This window comes from Stappia sp. ABD4_338 (assembly GCF_056312175.1).
Window position 1 is genome coordinate 1,129,040 of sequence record NZ_CM149982.1, and the last position, 19,721, is coordinate 1,148,760.

A 19,721-nucleotide genomic window follows, 5' to 3' on the forward strand; every position below is an offset into this window, starting at 1 on the left:
CAGGTTCACAATCGGCTCGAGGGAATATGGCCAAGCGTTGGTACATCGTTCACGCCTACTCGAATTTCGAGAAGAAGGTGGCGGAATCGATTCGGGAAAAGGCCGCTCAGCAGGGGCTTGAGGATCTGTTCGAAGAGATTCTCGTCCCGACGGAGAAGGTCGTCGAAGTGCGTCGCGGTCGGAAGGTCGACGCGGAGCGCAAGTTCTTCCCGGGCTATGTTCTCGTGAAGATGGACATGTCGAACGAGGCCTGGCACCTCGTCAAGAACACGCCCAAGGTTACGGGTTTCCTCGGCGGGGCGGACCAGAAGCCCATTCCGATTTCCGAGGCGGAGGCAATGCGTATCCTGCATCAGGTGCAGGAGGGTGTTGAGCGTCCGAAGCCCTCGATCAGTTTCGAGATCGGCGAGCAGGTCCGCGTTTCGGACGGACCCTTCGCCTCCTTCTCGGGTCTTGTCGAGGAGGTCGACGACGAGCGTGCGCGCCTCAAGGTCGCGGTGTCGATCTTCGGTCGCGCCACGCCGGTCGAGCTTGAATACGGGCAGGTCGAGAAGCTTTAACGCGTATCCGCGTCCGGCTCTTCCGCAAGGCGGTGGGGCGGGCGCGTTACGCCTTGCGGGTTTGCGGTTGCCATGCCGCGCGGGAAGGTCTCTTGCCGCAAGAGGTGGATGACCGGGGCGAAAGTGCTCCGCTCCCTGGTGGAAGGCTGGCGCGCATGGTTCGCCGGGTGTGATGGCCTCACCACCTGTTCTGAGATGCCGGTGATCCGGCAACGCCAGTTGGAGAGACGAATGGCGAAGAAAATCGAAGGTTACATCAAGCTGCAGGTGCCGGCCGGCTCCGCGACGCCGTCGCCGCCGATCGGTCCCGCGCTTGGTCAGCGCGGTCTCAACATCATGGAGTTCTGCAAGGCGTTCAACGCCCAGACCCAGGATGTGGAAAAGGGTGCTCCGTGCCCGACCGTCATCACCTACTACTCCGACCGCTCCTTCACGTTCGTCGTGAAGACGGCTCCGGTGAGCTTCTTCCTGAAGAAGGCCTCCGGTCTCAAGTCCGGTTCCAAGACCCCGGGCAAGGGCGGTTTCGTCGGCAAGGTCACGCGCGATCAGGTGCGCGAGATCGCCGAGGCGAAGATGAAGGACCTGAACGCGAACGACGTCGACGCGGCCATGATGATGGTCGAGGGTTCGGCGCGGTCGATGGGTCTCGAGGTCACGGAGTAAGTCGATGGCGAAGATTGGAAAGCGCGTCCGTGCGTCCCGCGAGGGGCTCGACCGCAACAAGCTCTACGCGCTGGACGAGGCGCTGGCCCTGGTTAAGGACCGCTCGAAGGTGAAGTTCGACGAGACCGTCGACATCTCCATCAACCTCGGTGTCGACCCGCGTCACGCCGACCAGATGGTTCGTGGTGTCTGCGTGCTTCCGAACGGCACGGGCAAGTCGGTTCGCGTTGCCGTGTTCGCGCGTGGCGACAAGGCTGACGAGGCGAAGGCCGCCGGTGCCGACATCGTCGGTGCGGAGGAGCTCGTCGCTGAGGTCCAGGGCGGCAAGATCGATTTCGATCGCTGCATCGCGACGCCGGACATGATGCCGCTCGTCGGTCGCCTCGGCAAGGTTCTCGGCCCGCGTGGCATGATGCCGAACCCGAAGGTCGGTACCGTGACTCCGGACGTGGCTTCGGCCGTGCGTGACGCCAAGGGCGGCGCCGTGCAGTTCCGCGTCGAGAAGGCCGGTATCATCCATGCCGGCGTCGGCAAGGTCTCCTTCGAGGCGGACAAGCTTGGCGAGAACATCAAGGCGATCGTCGATGCCGTCGTGAAGGCGAAGCCGACCGGCGCCAAGGGCACCTACGTCAAGCGCATCGCGATCAGCTCGACCATGGGCCCCGGCCTCAAGGTCGATCCGGCCACGGTCACGGCCTGATTGCCCGCCGCGGCGTCTGCCGCGGCTACAGAATTCCGTCCGGCTTCGGCCGGACGGATCGCCCGCCGGAAACGGCGGGTGTCCTGTCCGAGACTGCAGGTGTGCCGCCAGGGCCTTGGTCCGGTGGCGCTTAAGCCCGAAGCGGGCCTGCATAGACGGGTAAGAGCCGGATTCGCGGGGTATCCCGCCGGTTCGAACCGTTTGTCCTTGCCGCGCCGATGAGGCACGCGAGGGGGCAGGATCCTCGGTGTTGTCCGTAAAGGAGCCTCAGGGTTCCCGGAGCCGGACGGCAGAGACAAACCGGCGGCGAAAGCCGCCAAACGGAGAAGGCAAGTGGAAAGAACGGAGAAGCGAGAGTTCGTCGCGTCGTTCAACGAGGTGTTGCAGAACACCGGCGTTGTCGTCGTTGCGCACTACGCCGGACTTTCGGTTGCGGACATGACGGCCTTGCGGTCGCAGGTTCGCGAGGCCGGCGGTTCGGTCAAGGTCGCCAAGAACCGTCTTGTGAAGCTTGCCCTTCAAGGCACTGAGCTCGAGCACATCGCCGACCTCTTCAGCGGTCCCACGGTCATCGCCTATTCCGATGATCCGGTTGCCGCTGCGAAGGCGACGGTGGCGTTCGCCAAGAACCAGAGCAAGCTCGTGGTTCTGGGTGGCGCACTCGGCTCGACGAACCTGGATGCAGAGGGTGTCAAGGCGCTTGCCGAGATGCCGTCGCTGGACGAGCTCCGTGGCAAGCTGCTGGGCATGATCCAGACGCCTGCCTCGCGCATCGCTCAGGTCGTCAACGCACCGGCCGGGCAGCTCGCCCGCGTCTTCGGCGCGTACGCCAAGAAGGACGAAGCCGCATAAGGCGGAACATCTACACACTGTCGGAACCGAACGGTTCGAACCAATTAAGGACTATGGAAAATGGCTGATCTCGAGAAGATCGTTGAGGAACTGTCCGCTCTCACCGTGATGGAAGCGGCCGAGCTGTCGAAGATGCTCGAGGAGAAGTGGGGCGTGTCCGCCGCTGCTCCGGTCGCCGTTGCCGCTGCCGCCGGTGGTGGCGCTGCTGCTCCGGCCGAGGAAGAGAAGGACGAGTTCGACGTCGTTCTCGCCGACGCTGGTGACAAGAAGATCAACGTCATCAAGGAAGTGCGCGCGATCACCGGTCTGGGCCTGAAGGAGGCCAAGGACCTGGTCGAGGGCGCTCCGAAGCCGATCAAGGAAGGCGTTGCCAAGGCCGAGGCCGAAGAGCTGAAGAAGAAGCTCGAAGAGGCTGGCGCCAAGGTCGAGCTGAAGTAATCAGCTTTGATCCCGCGGTCCCGGTTCGCGCCGGGGCCGCATTTTTCCAGACCCCGGCGGGTTCCCCGCGCGGGGTATCAGTCCCTCAGGCGGCAGGTTCCGTCGGGGACGGTTGTCCGAAAGGCCGCGGCGCGTTGCGTGACGGCGGTTTGGCCGGGGTCCGGCTTTTCGGAGAGCCGTATCAGATCGAAACGAGGAGCGACAATGGCGCACACGTTCAACGGTCGCAAGCGGGTCCGCAAGATTTACGGATCGATCCGCGAAGTCGCCGCGATGCCCAATCTCATCGAGGTCCAGAAGGCGTCCTACGACCAGTTCCTTCAGGTCGACAAGCCCGAGAAGGGGCGCATGGAGGAGGGACTCGAGGCGGTGTTCCGCTCGGTGTTCCCGATTTCCGACTTCGCCGGCACGGCGCTGCTCGAGTTCGTCAGCTACGAGTTCGAGCAGCCGAAGTATGACGTCGAGGAGTGCCGCCAGCGCGGCATGACCTTCGCCGCGCCGCTCAAGGTGACCCTGCGCCTGATCGTGTTCGATGTCGACGAGGACACCGGCGCGAAATCCGTGAAGGACATCAAGGAGCAGGACGTCTACATGGGCGACATGCCGTTCATGACGGAGAACGGAACGTTCGTCGTCAACGGCACCGAGCGCGTGATCGTGTCGCAGATGCATCGCTCGCCGGGCGTGTTCTTCGATCACGACAAGGGCAAGACCCACTCCTCGGGCAAGCTGCTGTTTGCCGCGCGCATCATTCCTTATCGCGGGTCGTGGCTCGACATCGAGTTCGACGCGAAGGACATCGTGCATGCGCGCATCGACCGCCGCCGCAAGATTCCGGTCACCTCGCTCCTCAAGGCGCTCGGCCTCGACGGCGAGGAGATCCTCAACACGTTCTACAAGACGATCGAGTACACGCGCGACGAGCCGGGTTCCTGGCGTGTCGCCTTCGACGGCGACCGTCTGAAGGGCACCAAGGCTTCCTACGACATGATCGACGCCGACAGCGGCGAGGTCGTGATCGAGGCCGGACGCAAGATCACCGCGCGCACCGTTCGCCAGCTCGCCGACAAGGGCGTCAAGGCGCTCAAGGTTCTCGACGAGGACCTGTACGGCCAGTATCTGGCCGAGGACATGGTCGATCCGTCCTCTGGCGAGATCTATGCCGAGGCCGGTGAGGAGATCAACGAGAAGATCCTCGGTGATCTGGTCGATCACGGCTATGCCGAGATCACGGTGCTCGACATCGATCACGTGACGACGGGCGCCTATATCCGCAACACGCTGGCCGTGGACAAGAACGAGACGCGCGAGGACGCGCTGTTCGACATCTACCGCGTGATGCGTCCGGGCGAGCCGCCCACGCTCGACTCCGCAGAGGCCATGTTCCAGTCGCTGTTCTTCGACGGCGAGCGCTACGACCTGTCCGCGGTCGGGCGCGTGAAGATGAACATGCGTCTGGACCTCACGGCCGAGGACACCGTCCGCACGATCCGCAAGGAAGACATCCTTGCCGTGATCCGCGAGCTCCTGGAGCTGCGCGACGGCCGTGGCGAGATCGACGACATCGACAACCTCGGCAACCGCCGTGTCCGGTCGGTCGGCGAGCTGATGGAGAACCAGTATCGCGTCGGTCTGCTTCGCATGGAGCGTGCGATCAAGGAGCGCATGTCCTCGGTCGAGATCGACACGGTCATGCCGCAGGATCTCATCAACGCCAAGCCGGCGGCTGCGGCCGTGCGCGAGTTCTTCGGCTCCTCGCAGCTCTCGCAGTTCATGGACCAGACGAACCCGCTCTCCGAGGTCACCCACAAGCGTCGTCTCTCGGCGCTTGGCCCGGGCGGTCTGACGCGCGAGCGCGCCGGCTTCGAGGTGCGCGACGTGCACCCGACGCACTACGGCCGCATCTGCCCGATCGAGACGCCGGAAGGTCCGAACATCGGTCTGATCAACTCCCTGGCGACCTTCGCCCGCATCAACAAGTACGGCTTCATCGAAAGCCCGTACCGCAAGGTGAAGGACGGTCAGGTCACCGCCGAGACGGTCTATCTGTCCGCGATGGAAGAGGCGAAGTACCATATCGCCCAGGCCAACGCCGAGATCGATGACGACGGCCGGTTCGTTTCCGACCTGATCACGAGCCGCCACGCGGGCGAGAACATGCTTCTGCCGCCCGAGCGGGTGGAGTTCATGGACGTGTCGCCGAAGCAGCTCGTTTCGGTCGCCGCCTCGCTCATTCCGTTCCTCGAGAACGATGACGCGAACCGCGCGCTGATGGGCTCGAACATGATGCGTCAGGCCGTGCCGCTGGTGCGCGCCGAGGCGCCGCTTGTGGGTACGGGCATGGAGCCGGTCGTGGCACGCGACTCCGGTGCGGCCATCGCCGCGCGCCGGGCGGGCATCGTCGACCAGGTCGATGCGACCCGTATCGTCATCCGCGCGACGGAGGACCTCGATGCGTCGAAGTCCGGCGTCGACATCTACCGGCTGATGAAGTTCCAGCGCTCGAACCAGAACACCTGCATCAACCAGCGTCCGCTGGTGCGTGTGGGCGACCTGATTTCCAAGGGCGACATCATCGCCGACGGTCCGTCCACGGATCTCGGAGATCTGGCGCTCGGCCGGAACGTGCGCGTCGCGTTCATGCCCTGGAACGGCTACAACTTCGAGGATTCGATCCTGCTCTCGGAGCGCATCGTGCGCGACGACGTGTTCACCTCCATCCACATCGAGGAATTCGAGGTGATGGCGCGTGACACGAAGCTCGGTCCGGAGGAGATCACGCGTGACATTCCGAACGTTTCGGAAGAGGCGCTGAAGAACCTCGACGAGGCCGGCATCGTCTATATCGGTGCGGAGCTGAAGCCGGGTGACATCCTCGTCGGCAAGATCACGCCGAAGGGCGAAAGCCCGATGACGCCGGAGGAGAAGCTCCTGCGCGCCATCTTCGGCGAGAAGGCGTCCGATGTGCGCGACACCTCGCTGCGGCTTCCGCCGGGCGTCGGTGGCACGGTGGTCGAGGTGCGCGTCTTCAACCGCCACGGCGTGGAGAAGGACGAGCGCGCGATGGCCATCGAGCGCGAGGAGATCGAGCGCCTGGCCAAGGACCGCGACGACGAGCAGGCGATCCTCGATCGCAACGTCTACGGTCGCCTCGCCGAGATGCTTCTCGGCAAGATGGCCGTCGCCGGTCCGAAGCACTTCAAGAAGAACGCCGAGATCACCGGCGACGTCCTCAACGAGTTCCCGCGCTCGCAGTGGTGGCAGTTCGCCGTCGAGGACGAGAAGCTGATGAGCGAGGTGGAAGCCCTTCGCGGTCAGTACGACGAGAGCCGCAAGCGCCTCGAGCAGCGTTTCATCGACAAGGTCGAGAAGCTGCAGCGTGGCGACGAGCTGCCGCCGGGCGTCATGAAGATGGTCAAGGTCTTCGTCGCGGTGAAGCGCAAGCTGCAGCCGGGTGACAAGATGGCCGGCCGTCACGGCAACAAGGGCGTGGTGTCGAAGATCAATCCGATCGAGGACATGCCGTTCCTTGAGGATGGCGAGTATGTCGACATCGTTCTGAACCCGCTCGGCGTGCCGAGCCGCATGAACGTCGGACAGATTCTCGAGACGCACCTCGGCTGGGCCTGTTCCGGCATGGGGCGCAAGATCGGCGAGCTGTACGAGGAGTACAAGCGGTCGGGCAAGCTGGAGGCGCTCAAGGGCGAGATCGTCGAGGTCTTCGGCGACAACCTGAAGGGCGAGCCGGTCAAGGACTACGACGACGAGTCGGTGCTGCGTCTCGCGGACCAGCTCAAGACGGGCGTGCCCATCGCGACGCCGGTCTTCGACGGCGCCCGCGAGCCGGACATCGTCAGGATGCTGGAGCAGGCGACCTACAACGGGTCCGGCCAGTCCCAGCTCTATGACGGACGCACGGGCGAGCCGTTCGACCGCCAGGTCACCGTGGGCTACATCTACATGTTGAAGCTCCACCACCTGGTCGACGACAAGATCCATGCCCGTTCCATCGGCCCGTACTCGCTGGTGACCCAGCAGCCGCTGGGTGGCAAGGCCCAGTTCGGCGGCCAGCGCTTCGGCGAGATGGAGGTGTGGGCACTCGAGGCGTATGGCGCTGCCTACACGCTGCAGGAGATGCTGACCGTCAAGTCGGACGATGTCGCGGGCCGTACCAAGGTCTACGAGGCGATCGTTCGCGGAGACGACACGTTCGAGGCAGGCATTCCGGAGAGCTTCAACGTTCTCGTCAAGGAGATGCGTTCGCTCGGCCTCAATGTCGAGCTCAAGGATCACAAGGCGCCGTTGTCGGTCGACGGGGATGTTGCGGCGGCAGATGCGGCGGAGTGAAACTCCACTGCTGGTGACCGTCGAGACAGAATGCCGTAAAAACGGTTCGGGAAGCAGGGACACGACCTTGCTTCCCTTCCGTGCTTTCGAGGAGAGAGCCCATGAATCATGAGGTCATGAACCTGTTCAACCAGCAGGTTCCCGCTCAGACCTTCGACCACATCAAGATCTCCCTGGCGTCGCCGGAGAAGATCCTTTCGTGGTCCTACGGCGAGATCAAGAAGCCGGAGACGATCAACTACCGCACGTTCAAGCCCGAGCGTGACGGTCTGTTTTGCGCGCGCGTCTTCGGTCCGATCAAGGATTACGAGTGCCTGTGCGGCAAGTACAAGCGCATGAAGTACAAGGGCGTGATCTGCGAGAAGTGCTCCGTCGAGGTGACGCTTTCGCGCGTTCGCCGCGAGCGCATGGGCCACATCGAGCTGGCCGCGCCGGTTGCGCACATCTGGTTCCTGAAGTCGCTTCCCTCGCGCATCGGCCTGCTGATGGACATGACGCTCAAGGACCTCGAGCGCGTGCTGTACTTCGAGTACTACGTGGTTCTCGAGCCGGGCCTGACGCCGCTGAAGCCGCGCCAGCTCCTGTCGGAGGAAGAGTACCTGCGCGCCCAGGACGACTACGGCGAGGATGCCTTCACCGCCATGATCGGCGCCGAGGCCATCCGCGAGATGCTGATGTCGCTCGACCTGGAGAAGGAGCGGGACTTCATCCGCAAGGAGATCGCCGAGGCGACCACCGAGCTGAAGCCGAAGAAGCTCGCCAAGCGGCTGAAGGTCGTCGAGGCGTTCATCGAGTCCGGCAACCGGCCGGAGTGGATGATCATGACGGTCGTTCCGGTCATCCCGCCGGACCTGCGTCCGCTCGTTCCGCTGGATGGCGGTCGCTTCGCGACGTCGGATCTCAACGATCTGTACCGCCGCGTGATCAACCGTAACAACCGTCTGCGTCGCCTGATGGAGCTTCGTGCCCCGGACATCATCATCCGCAACGAGAAGCGGATGCTGCAGGAGTCCGTGGACGCGTTGTTCGACAACGGCCGTCGCGGTCGCGTCATCACGGGCGCCAACAAGCGCCCGCTGAAGTCGCTGTCCGACATGCTGAAGGGCAAGCAGGGCCGTTTCCGTCAGAACCTGCTCGGCAAGCGCGTCGACTATTCCGGCCGTTCGGTGATCACCGTGGGCCCGGAGCTCAAGCTGCACCAGTGCGGCCTGCCGAAGAAGATGGCGCTCGAGCTGTTCAAGCCCTTCATCTATTCGCGTCTCGACGCGAAGGGCTATTCCTCGACCGTGAAGCAGGCGAAGAAGCTGGTCGAGAAGGAGCGTCCCGAGGTCTGGGATATCCTCGACGAGGTGATCCGCGAGCATCCGGTCCTGCTGAACCGTGCCCCGACGCTGCACCGCCTCGGCATCCAGGCGTTCGAGCCGACCCTCATCGAGGGCAAGGCCATCCAGCTTCATCCGCTCGTCTGCGCGGCGTTCAACGCCGACTTCGACGGTGACCAGATGGCCGTGCACGTTCCGCTGTCGCTCGAGGCGCAGCTCGAGGCGCGCACGCTGATGATGTCGACGAACAACATCCTGCATCCGGCCAACGGTTCGCCGATCATCGTGCCGTCGCAGGACATCGTTCTCGGTCTCTACTATCTCTCGCTCATCGCCGACGGCGAGCCGGGCGAGGGCATGGTGTTCGGCAATGTCGGCGAGCTCCAGCACGCGCTCGACACGGGCGTCACGACGCTGCACGCCAAGGTGCGCGGCCGCGTGAAGTCCATCGATGCGGAGGGCAACGTCTCGACCCGCATCGTCGAGACGACGCCGGGCCGCATGCTTATCGGCGAGCTTCTGCCGCTGAACCACGAGGTTCCGTTCGACGTCTGCAACAAGCTGATGACCAAGAAGGAAATCAGCCGGATGATCGACGCGGTGTACCGTGCATGCGGTCAGAAGGAGACGGTGATCTTCTGTGACCGCATCATGGGCATCGGCTTCCGCCACGCCTGCCTGGCCGGCATTTCGTTCGGCAAGGACGACATGGTCATTCCGGACAGCAAGTCCAACCTGGTGGATGAGACGGCCGAGCTCGTGAAGGAATACGAGCAGCAGTACAACGACGGCCTCATCACGCAGGGCGAGAAGTACAACAAGGTCGTCGATGCCTGGGCCAAGTGCACGGATCGCGTCGCCGACGAGATGATGAAGCGCATTCAGTCGGTCGAGCACGACGAGGAGACCGGACGGCAGAAGCAGATCAACTCGATCTACATGATGTCGCACTCCGGTGCCCGTGGCAGCCCCGCGCAGATGAAGCAGCTTGCCGGCATGCGTGGCCTCATGGCCAAGCCGTCGGGCGAGATCATCGAGACGCCGATCATCTCGAACTTCAAGGAAGGCCTGTCGGTTCTGGAGTACTTCAACTCCACCCACGGCGCCCGTAAGGGTCTGGCTGACACCGCGCTCAAGACGGCGAACTCGGGTTACCTGACCCGTCGTCTCGTCGATGTGGCGCAGGACTCCATCATCCTCGAGCGGGACTGCGGATCCGAGAACGGCATCACCGTTCAGGCGATCGTCGATGCCGGTCAGGTCATCGCCTCGCTCGGCCATCGCGTGCTGGGCCGTACCGCGGCCGAGGACATCATCAACCACGCCACCGGCGAGGTGATTGTCCCGCGCGGAACGCTGATCGAGGAGAAGGAAGTCGAGGCCATCGAGGCCGCGAACGTCCAGATGATCAAGATCCGCTCGGTGCTCACCTGCGAGACCAAGCGCGGCGTCTGCGGCACCTGCTACGGCCGTGACCTTGCGCGCGGCACGCCGGTGAACATCGGCGAGGCGGTCGGCGTCATCGCGGCGCAGTCGATCGGCGAGCCGGGTACCCAGCTCACCATGCGTACGTTCCACATTGGTGGCACGGCGCAGGTGGTGGACCAGTCGTTCATCGAGTCCAACTTCGAGGGCACGGTGACGATCCGCAATCGCAACGCGGTTCGCGACTCCGACGGCAACCTGGTGGCCATGGCCCGCAACATGGCGGTCGTCATCACCGACGGCGACGGCAACGAGCGTGCGGTGCACCGCATCGCCTACGGCTCGAAGCTGCACGTCGACGAGGGTGACGAGGTCAAGCGTGGCCAGCGTATCGCGGAGTGGGACCCCTATACCCGGCCGATGTTGTCCGAGGTGGACGGTGTCGTCGACTCCGAGGATCTGGTCGAGGGCGTTTCGGCGCAGGAGACCACCGACGAGGCGACCGGCATCACCAAGCGCGTCGTCATGGACTGGCGGACCTCGCAGCGTGGTGCCGACCTGAAGCCGGCGATCGTCATCAAGGACGCCAACGGCACGGTGAAGAAGCTGCCGCGTGGCGGCGACGCCCGCTCGCTTCTTTCGGTCGATGCCATCCTCGCCGTGCAGATCGGCGCGGCGGTCAAGGCTGGTGACGTCCTGGCGCGTATCCCGATGGAGAGCGCCAAGACCAAGGACATCACGGGCGGCCTGCCGCGCGTGGCGGAGCTGTTCGAGGCCCGTCGTCCGAAGGATCACGCCATCATCGCCGAGATCGACGGCACGATCCGCTTCGGACGCGACTACAAGAACAAGCGTCGCGTCGTCATCGAGCCGCATGAGGAAGGTCAGGATCCGGTCGAGTACCTCATCCCGAAGGGCAAGCACTTCCACCTGCAGGAAGGCGACACCATCGAGAAGGGCGAGTACATCCTCGACGGCAACCCGGCGCCGCATGACATTCTGGCCATTCGTGGCGTGGAGGCGCTGGCCGCCTACCTCGTCAACGAGATCCAGGAGGTCTACCGGCTCCAGGGTGTGGTGATCAACGACAAGCACATCGAGGTGATCGTTCGCCAGATGCTGCAGAAGATCGAGATCACCGACGCCGGCGACACGGACCTGCTCACGGGCGAGCAGATCGACAAGCTCGACCTCGACGAGGTCAACGAGCGCGCGATCGACGACGCCCGCAAGCCGGCTTCCGGCGTTCCGGTGCTGCTCGGCATCACCAAGGCGAGCCTGCAGACTCGGTCGTTCATCTCGGCCGCGTCGTTCCAGGAGACCACCCGCGTTCTTACCGAGGCGGCGGTTAACGGAAAGCAGGACACGCTCGAGGGCCTGAAGGAGAACGTCATCGTCGGCCGTCTCATCCCGGCGGGTACCGGCGCCATGATGTCGAAGATCCGGCAGGTCGCGGGACACCGCGACGAGCTGATCCTCGATGCGCGTCGCGCATCCTCCACGGCCGAAGACGCCGATCCGATGCTCGAGGACATGTCCGGCGCGGCCGAATAAACGTCGCATCGCCGGACAGAAGATCGAAGGGGCCGCCTTGTGCGGCCCCTTTTCGTTTGCCCATATGGGGTGAGGACACACAGGTTCCGAAGGACACGACATGAGCATGAACGGAACGGGCGAGACCGCCGAGCCGACCATCTACGTCATATTCGGGCGCGGCAGGCGCGAGGAGCTTGGCACTCCGGAGGAGGATACCGAGCTGCACATCCTGCTGCAGGCGCCGGACGAGGACAGTGCCGTGCGGCGGGCACTCGAGGCCCTGGCGGGGGAGGGATATGCGACGGCCGAGCTCGATCGCATCGGCGTGGTGCTGGAAGAACCGGACGATCCGACCTACGAGGCCGCCTACGAGGACGCCCTTGCCGGGGAGGTGGCCGTTATCGCCATCCGCGCGTGATGCCTGCATGATCGCCCTGGCAGAGAGGGAATCATCTTTGGGAATCAGTGACGTCCCGAGGAGCGGGAATCACGGACAGGGCGATGAATGGAATCGACGGGATCGGGAGAGGGGGAATCGGGCAGCCGCTTCCGCTCCCGTTCCGCGCAAAAGGTTTCCCGATGGTTTACGGGACCACCCGGTTTGCGTGTTTCGTCAACGGGAAAGGGCAGGGCCCGACGAAGGCCGTGCGGGGCGTTGTCCCGATTGGTGTGCACCAAAGCAATATTGTTTGCCGTTTTGCCTTTCATGGTTTCCGAAGATTGCGTTGTGCGTGGGTCGGAGGGGCGGTTCCTCAGGCGGAAGGCAGGGCGCGCGAACGCGCGGTTTTTCTTGGGTTCCGGGCTTGACGGACGGCGGGGGTGTCTGTAGGTTCCGCGCATCCCAAGGGCAGGCGGTAAGCGCTTGACCGTTCCGACGCGCCAAGCGTGGAACGAAAGGTCGCTTAAACGCTGCCGGGATTACGAGGCGAAGAAAAAATCGCAAGCATGACCGCTCTGAAGGGTGGTCCTCTCGATTGGGCGCCTTTCCTGTCTTTCTCGGACGGGAACAGGCGCGATTCCGTATGTCCGATGAGCTGAGGCTTTCGGTGCGGGGTCTTCGCCGAGGATAATTCCGGGCCTGCGGGTTCGGAGCAAGGTTTCAGCGATCCGGTTACGGGTCGCACCTATCGCGGGGGTCGGTGTCCGGTCCCCAGGTTGAGCGCAAAAAGGCCAGCCCCGGGTTGGTACTTTGGAAGGTCAAGGTCTGAGGATCTGTCATGTCACGCCGTCACAGGGCTGAAAAGCGCGAGATCATTCCCGACCCGAAGTTCGGGGATGCGGTCGTCACAAAGTTCATGAACTCGATCATGTACCACGGAAAGAAGTCCGTGGCCGAGAGCATCGTCTACGGTGCCTTCGACGCGATCGAGGCGAAGGTTCGTCAGAACCCGCTCGAGGTTTTCCACGCCGCGCTCGACAACGTCATGCCGCAGGTTGAGGTTCGCTCCCGCCGCGTGGGTGGTGCCACCTACCAGGTTCCGGTCGAGGTTCGCACCGACCGTCGTCAGGCGCTCGCCATTCGCTGGCTGATCGCCGCCGCGCGCAATCGCAACGAGACGACGATGATCGATCGCCTGTCCGGCGAGCTGCTCGATGCCGCCAACAACCGTGGCACCGCAGTGAAGAAGCGTGAGGACACGCACCGGATGGCTGAGGCCAACCGCGCGTTCTCGCACTATCGCTGGTAACCGGATCGGAAGAGGCTGGCATCATGTCGCGCACTCACAAAATTGAAGATTACCGCAACTTCGGCATCATGGCCCACATCGACGCGGGCAAGACCACGACGACCGAGCGGATTCTCTTCTACACGGGCCGTAGCCACAAGATCGGCGAAGTCCATGACGGCGCTGCCACCATGGACTGGATGGAGCAGGAGCAGGAGCGTGGCATCACGATCACGTCCGCTGCCACGACCGCGTTCTGGAACGAGAAGCGTCTGAACATCATCGACACGCCGGGTCACGTGGACTTCACCATTGAGGTGGAGCGCTCCCTGCGCGTGCTCGACGGTGCCGTCGCCCTGCTGGACGCCAACGCCGGCGTCGAGCCGCAGACGGAGACTGTCTGGCGCCAGGCCGACAAGTACCACGTCCCGCGGATGATCTTCGTCAACAAGATGGACAAGCTCGGTGCGGACTTCTACCGCTGCGTCGAGATGATCAAGACCCGTCTTGGTGCGAAGCCGCTGGTCATGCAGCTTCCGGTGGGTGCCGAGAGCGAGTTCGCCGGCGTCGTCGATCTGCTCAAGATGAAGGCCCTGATCTGGCGCGACGAGTCCCTCGGCGCCGCTTGGGACGAGGTCGACATTCCGGCTGACCTGGTCGACAAGGCCCAGGAATTCCGCGATACGCTGATCGAGACCGCCGTCGAGGCTGACGAGGCCGCGATGGAGGCGTATCTCGAGGGCGAGGAGCCGACGGTCGAGGGCCTGAAGGTTCTCATCCGCAAGGGCACCATCAACGGCGAGTTCGTGCCGGTGTTCTGTGGTTCCGCCTTCAAGAACAAGGGCGTTCAGCCGCTGCTCGACGGTGTCGTCGACTACCTGCCGAGCCCGGTCGAGGTTCCCGCGATCCGCGGTATCGACCCGAAGACCGAGGGCGAAATCCTCCGCAAGTCGGGCGATGAAGAGCCGCTCTCCATGCTGGCGTTCAAGATCGCCAACGATCCGTTCGTCGGTTCGCTGACCTTCTGCCGCATCTACTCCGGCGTTCTGAACAAGGGCGTTTCGCTCCAGAACACCGTTAAGGAGAAGAAGGAGCGTGTCGGCCGCATGATGCAGATGCACTCCAACTCGCGTGAGGACATCGACGTTGCCTATGCCGGCGACATCGTGGCCATCGCGGGTCTGAAGGACACCACCACGGGCGATACGCTTTGCGATCCGCTGAAGCCGGTCATCCTTGAGCGCATGGAGTTCCCGGACCCGGTCATCGAGATCGCGGTGGAGCCGAAGACCAAGAGCGACCAGGAGAAGATGGGCCTCGCCCTGAACCGTCTGGCTGCCGAGGATCCGTCCTTCCGCGTCAAGACCGACGAGGAATCCGGCCAGACGATCATCGCCGGAATGGGCGAGCTTCATCTGGACATCATCGTCGACCGCATGAAGCGCGAGTTCAAGGTCGAGGCCAACATCGGTGCGCCGCAGGTGGCTTACCGCGAGACGATCACCCGTCAGGCCGAGATCGACTACACGCACAAGAAGCAGACCGGTGGTACGGGCCAGTTCGCCCGCATCAAGCTGGTGATCGAGCCGAACGAGCCGGGTGCCGGTTACACGTTCTCGAGCACGATCGTCGGTGGTTCGGTGCCCAAGGAGTACATCCCGGGCGTCACCAAGGGTATCGAGAGCGTCATGTCCTCGGGCCCCCTGGCAGGCTTCCCGATGGTCGACATCAAGGCGACCCTCATCGACGGTGCCTACCATGACGTCGACTCCTCGGTCCTGGCCTTCGAGATCGCTGCCCGCGCCGGTTTCCGCGAGGGTATCGCGAAGGCTTCGCCGAAGCTCCTCGAGCCGGTCATGAAGGTCGAGGTCGTCACGCCGGAAGAGTACATGGGCGACGTGATCGGCGACCTGAACTCCCGCCGTGGCCAGATCACGGGCACCGAGAACCGCGGCATCGTGAATGTCGTGAGTGCGATGGTCCCGCTGGCCAACATGTTCGGCTACGTCAACAACCTGCGCTCCATGTCGCAGGGCCGCGCTCAGTACACGATGGTCTTCGATCATTACGAGCAGGTCCCGCAGGCCGTTGCGCAGGAAGTTCAGGCCAAGTTCGCCTGATCACTGACACCGCCACTGATATTCAAGAACGAAGGTACGGAGAAATCCGATGGCGAAAGCAAAGTTTGAGCGGACGAAGCCGCACGTTAACATTGGCACGATTGGTCACGTTGACCACGGCAAGACGACGCTGACGGCTGCGATCACGAAGTACTTCGGCGACTTCAAGGCGTACGACATGATCGACGCGGCGCCTGAAGAGCGTGCCCGCGGCATCACGATCTCGACGGCGCACGTTGAGTACGAGACGGAGAACCGTCACTACGCGCACGTGGACTGCCCGGGTCACGCCGACTACGTGAAGAACATGATCACGGGTGCGGCGCAGATGGACGGCGCGATCCTGGTGTGTTCGGCCGCCGACGGCCCGATGCCGCAGACGCGTGAGCACATCCTGCTCGCCCGTCAGGTCGGTGTTCCGGCGCTTGTGGTGTTCCTGAACAAGGTCGACCAGGTCGACGACGAGGAGCTCCTCGAGCTGGTCGAGATGGAAGTGCGCGAGCTGCTTTCGTCCTACGAGTTCCCGGGCGACGACATTCCGATCGTTGCGGGTTCGGCTCTTGCGGCCCTCGAGGGTCGTGACCCGAACATCGGCGAGGAGAAGATCCGCGAGCTGATGGCTCACGTGGACGACTTCATCCCGACCCCGGAGCGTCCGGTTGACCTTCCGTTCCTGATGCCGATCGAGGACGTGTTCTCGATCTCGGGTCGCGGCACCGTTGTGACGGGCCGTGTCGAGCGTGGCGTCGTGAAGGTCGGCGAGGAAGTCGAGATCGTCGGCATCCGCGACACGAAGAAGACGACCGTCACGGGCGTCGAGATGTTCCGCAAGCTGCTCGACCAGGGCGAGGCCGGCGACAACATCGGCGCGCTGATCCGCGGCATCGGTCGCGAGGACGTGGAGCGCGGTCAGGTTCTGTGCAAGCCGGGTTCTGTTACCCCGCACACGCAGTTCAAGGCCGAGGCCTACATCCTGACGAAGGAAGAGGGTGGCCGTCACACGCCGTTCTTCACCAACTACCGTCCGCAGTTCTACTTCCGCACGACGGACGTTACGGGCGTGGTGAGCCTTCCCGAGGGCACCGAGATGGTGATGCCGGGCGACAACGTGTCGGTCGAGGTCGAGCTGATCGTGCCGATCGCGATGGAAGAGGGCCTGCGCTTCGCTATCCGCGAAGGCGGTCGCACCGTCGGAGCCGGCGTCGTCGCGTCGATCCTCAAGTAATGAAACAGGGGCGGCTTGCCGGTTCACGGCGGGCCGCACTCATGGGGACTGAGACATGAACGGTCAAAACATTCGGATCCGTCTCAAGGCGTTCGATCATCGCGTGCTCGATGCGTCGACCCGCGAGATCGTCTCCACGGCGAAACGGACCGGTGCACAGGTGCGCGGCCCGGTGCCGCTGCCCACGCGGATCGAGAAGTACACCGTGCTTCGCGGCCCGCATATCGACAAGAAGAGCCGTGATCAGTTCGAGATGCGCACGCACAAGCGTCTTCTCGACATCGTTGATCCGACGCCGCAGACGGTCGACGCGCTGATGAAGCTCGACCTGGCCGCCGGTGTCGACGTCGAGATCAAGCTGTAAGGCGCTCACAAGGGGACACGCCGATGCGTTCTGGAGTGATCGCACAGAAGGTTGGGATGACGCGCATCTACACGGATGCGGGAGAGCATGTGCCGGTGACGGTGCTGAAGCTCGAAAACTGTCAGGTCGTCGCCCACCGGACGGAAGAGAAGAATGGCTATGTCGCGCTGCAGGTCGGCGCCGGTCTGGCCAAGGTGAAGAACACGCCCAAGGCGATGCGCGGACACTTTGCGGTGGCCAGCGTCGAGCCGAAGCGCAAGCTCGCCGAGTTCCGCGTTTCCGCGGAAAACGTGATCGAGGTTGGTGCTGAGATCACGGCGGATCATTTTGTCGAAGGTCAGTTCGTCGACGTGACGGGCACCTCGATCGGTAAGGGTTTTGCGGGCGCCATGAAGCGTCACAACTTCGGTGGTCTGCGCGCCTCGCACGGCGTGTCGATTTCCCACCGTTCGCATGGCTCGATCGGTCAGTGTCAGGATCCGGGCAAGGTCTTCAAGGGCAAGAAGATGGCCGGCCACATGGGCGCCGAGCAGGTGACCACGCAGAACCTCAAGATCGTCCGCACCGATCCGGAGCGCGGCCTGATCATGATCCAGGGCGCCGTCCCGGGATCGAAGGGTGGCTGGATCCTGATCCGCGATGCCGTGAAGAAGGCGCTTCCGGAAGGTGTTCCGGTGCCGGGTGCGTTCCGCGCAGCCACCGCTGCGGCCGCGGTCGAGAAGGAGAGTGAGTGATGGAACTTGAGGTGAAGACCCTGGACGGGGCCGCCGCCGGTTCGATCACGGTGTCCGACGAGATCTTCGGTCTCGATCCGCGCACCGACCTGATCCACCGCGTCGTGCGCTGGCAGCTGGCCAGGCGCCAGGCGGGTACGCACAAGGCGAAGCAGCGTTCGGAGATTTCCGGCACGACGAAGAAGTTCGTCCGCCAGAAGGGCACCGGCGGCGCGCGCCACGGCAACAAGAAGGCTCCGCAGTTCCGTGGCGGTGGCAAGGCGCACGGCCCGGTCGTTCGCAGCCATGCCCACGACCTGCCGAAGAAGATCCGCGCGCTCGGCCTGCGTCATGCGCTGTCCGCGAAGGTCAAGTCCGAGGGCCTGATCGTCGTCGACAACGCCGCCGCGACCGAGGCGAAGACCAAGGCGCTCGCCGCCTCCTTCGCCAAGCTCGGCCTGTCGAACGCTCTCGTCATCGACGGCAGCGATCTGGACCGGAACTTCTGCCTGGCATCGCGCAACATTCCGGCGATCGACGTTCTGCCCATCGACGGCATCAACGTCTACGACATCCTGCGCCGGGAAAAGCTCGTCCTGACCAAGGCCGCCGTGACGGCGCTCGAGGAGCGGTTCAAATGAGCATCCTGAAGCACTACGACACGGTCGTTTCCCCGGTGATCACCGAGAAGGCGACCATGGCCTCGGAAGAGAACAAGGTCGTGTTCAACGTCTCCCCGACGGCGACCAAGCCCGAGATCAAGGCTGCGGTCGAGAAGCTGTTCGGCGTCAAGGTGACGGCGGTCAACACGCTCGTGCGCAAGGGTAAGACCAAGCGTTTCCGTGGCCGCTTCGGCCGTCAGTCGGACGTCAAGAAGGCGGTTGTCACTCTCGAGGACGGCCAGTCGATCGACGTGACGACGGGTCTGTAAGGGCGGAGAGGAAAAATGGCACTCAAGACCTTTAACCCGACGTCGCCCGGCCGCCGCCAGCTGGTGATGGTCGACCGCGCTGGCCTCTACAAGGGCAAGCCGGTCAAGGCGCTGACCGAGGGTCTTTCGAAGAGCGGCGGTCGCAACAACACCGGCCGCACGACGTCTCCGAACCGTGGTGGCGGTCACAAGCGCCGCTATCGCCTGGTCGACTTCAAGCGCACCAAGGCCGACGTTTCGGCGACCGTCGAGCGGATCGAGTACGATCCCAACCGCACGGCCTTCATCGCCCTCATCAAGTATGAGGACGGCGAGCTGAGCTACATCCTGGCGCCGCAGCGTCTGGCGGTCGGCGACAAGGTCGTCTCCGGCAAGCTGGTCGACGTGAAGCCGGGCAACGCGATGCCGCTGGCGTCGATTCCGGTCGGCACCATCGTACACAATGTGGAGATGAAGCCGGGCAAGGGTGGCCAGATCGCCCGCTCCGCCGGTGCCTACGCGCAGATCGTCGGTCGTGACCAGGGTTACACGACGGTTCGCCTGCAGTCGGGCGAGCAGCGTCGCATCCTCGGCACCTGCATGGCGTCCATCGGCGCCGTCTCCAACCAGGACCACGGCAACGTGAACCTGGGCAAGGCCGGCCGCTCGCGCTGGATGGGCCGTCGTCCGCATGTCCGCGGTGTCGCGATGAACCCGGTCGATCACCCGCATGGTGGTGGTGAGGGTCGCACGTCGGGTGGCCGTCATCCGGTCACTCCGTGGGGCAAGCCGACCAAGGGCAAGCGCACCCGTTCGAACAAGGCCACGGACAAGTTCATCGTCCGCAGCCGCCACGCGCGCAAGAAGTAAGAGAGGCCG

16 protein-coding genes are annotated in these 19,721 nt (G+C 63.9%); all 16 read left to right on the plus strand.

Annotated elements, in window-relative coordinates; all coding sequences use genetic code 11:
- Positions 1–26: 26 nt before the first annotated feature.
- Positions 27–560, plus strand: coding sequence for a transcription termination/antitermination protein NusG (nusG, locus tag ACYX4S_RS05080; RefSeq protein WP_422069218.1), 534 nt, complete (start codon positions 27–29; stop codon positions 558–560).
- Between the two features lie 231 nt (positions 561–791).
- Complete coding sequence (gene rplK / locus ACYX4S_RS05085) at positions 792–1,223, plus strand: 50S ribosomal protein L11 (protein WP_422069217.1); 432 nt, start codon at positions 792–794, stop codon at positions 1,221–1,223.
- Positions 1,224–1,227: 4 nt separating this feature from the next.
- Positions 1,228–1,923 (plus strand): 50S ribosomal protein L1, encoded by a 696-nt coding sequence (rplA, locus tag ACYX4S_RS05090; protein WP_476362124.1) that lies wholly within the window; start codon positions 1,228–1,230, stop codon positions 1,921–1,923.
- Between the two features lie 333 nt (positions 1,924–2,256).
- Positions 2,257–2,775, plus strand: a complete 519-nt coding sequence (rplJ, locus tag ACYX4S_RS05095) for a 50S ribosomal protein L10 (RefSeq protein ID WP_422069215.1) — start codon at positions 2,257–2,259, stop codon at positions 2,773–2,775.
- A gap of 60 nt (positions 2,776–2,835) precedes the next feature.
- Positions 2,836–3,213 (plus strand): 50S ribosomal protein L7/L12, encoded by a 378-nt coding sequence (gene rplL, locus ACYX4S_RS05100; protein WP_476362125.1) that lies wholly within the window; start codon positions 2,836–2,838, stop codon positions 3,211–3,213.
- 204 nt (positions 3,214–3,417) lie between these two features.
- Complete coding sequence (gene rpoB, locus ACYX4S_RS05105) at positions 3,418–7,560, plus strand: DNA-directed RNA polymerase subunit beta (protein WP_476362126.1); 4,143 nt, start codon at positions 3,418–3,420, stop codon at positions 7,558–7,560.
- Positions 7,561–7,661: 101 nt separating this feature from the next.
- Entirely contained in the window at positions 7,662–11,861 is a 4,200-nt protein-coding gene (gene rpoC, locus ACYX4S_RS05110; RefSeq protein WP_476362127.1) for a DNA-directed RNA polymerase subunit beta', read from the plus strand.
- A 100-nt stretch (positions 11,862–11,961) separates the two neighbouring features.
- Entirely contained in the window at positions 11,962–12,261 is a 300-nt protein-coding gene (locus tag ACYX4S_RS05115; RefSeq protein WP_422069211.1) for a regulator, read from the plus strand.
- A gap of 799 nt (positions 12,262–13,060) precedes the next feature.
- Positions 13,061–13,531 (plus strand): 30S ribosomal protein S7, encoded by a 471-nt coding sequence (gene rpsG / locus ACYX4S_RS05120; protein ID WP_422069210.1) that lies wholly within the window; start codon positions 13,061–13,063, stop codon positions 13,529–13,531.
- A 23-nt stretch (positions 13,532–13,554) separates the two neighbouring features.
- Positions 13,555–15,630 (plus strand): elongation factor G, encoded by a 2,076-nt coding sequence (gene fusA, locus ACYX4S_RS05125; protein WP_476362128.1) that lies wholly within the window; start codon positions 13,555–13,557, stop codon positions 15,628–15,630.
- A 49-nt stretch (positions 15,631–15,679) separates the two neighbouring features.
- On the plus strand, positions 15,680–16,855 hold the full coding sequence (tuf, locus tag ACYX4S_RS05130; protein ID WP_476362123.1) for an elongation factor Tu: 1,176 nt from the start codon (positions 15,680–15,682) through the stop codon (positions 16,853–16,855).
- Positions 16,856–16,910: 55 nt separating this feature from the next.
- Positions 16,911–17,219, plus strand: coding sequence for a 30S ribosomal protein S10 (gene rpsJ, locus ACYX4S_RS05135; RefSeq protein WP_029057583.1), 309 nt, complete (start codon positions 16,911–16,913; stop codon positions 17,217–17,219).
- 23 nt (positions 17,220–17,242) lie between these two features.
- On the plus strand, positions 17,243–17,953 hold the full coding sequence (gene rplC / locus ACYX4S_RS05140) for a 50S ribosomal protein L3 (protein ID WP_293722160.1): 711 nt from the start codon (positions 17,243–17,245) through the stop codon (positions 17,951–17,953).
- Complete coding sequence (gene rplD / locus ACYX4S_RS05145; RefSeq protein ID WP_476362129.1) at positions 17,953–18,573, plus strand: 50S ribosomal protein L4; 621 nt, start codon at positions 17,953–17,955, stop codon at positions 18,571–18,573. The genes rplC and rplD overlap by 1 nt, the downstream gene beginning before the upstream one ends.
- Positions 18,570–18,863 carry a 50S ribosomal protein L23 gene (locus ACYX4S_RS05150; RefSeq protein ID WP_293722156.1) on the plus strand — a complete coding sequence of 98 codons (294 nt, stop codon included), beginning with the start codon at positions 18,570–18,572 and terminating at the stop codon, positions 18,861–18,863. The genes rplD and ACYX4S_RS05150 overlap by 4 nt, the downstream gene beginning before the upstream one ends.
- Before the next feature lie 15 nt (positions 18,864–18,878).
- Entirely contained in the window at positions 18,879–19,712 is an 834-nt protein-coding gene (gene rplB, locus ACYX4S_RS05155) for a 50S ribosomal protein L2 (RefSeq protein WP_293722154.1), read from the plus strand.
- Positions 19,713–19,721: the final 9 nt, after the last annotated feature.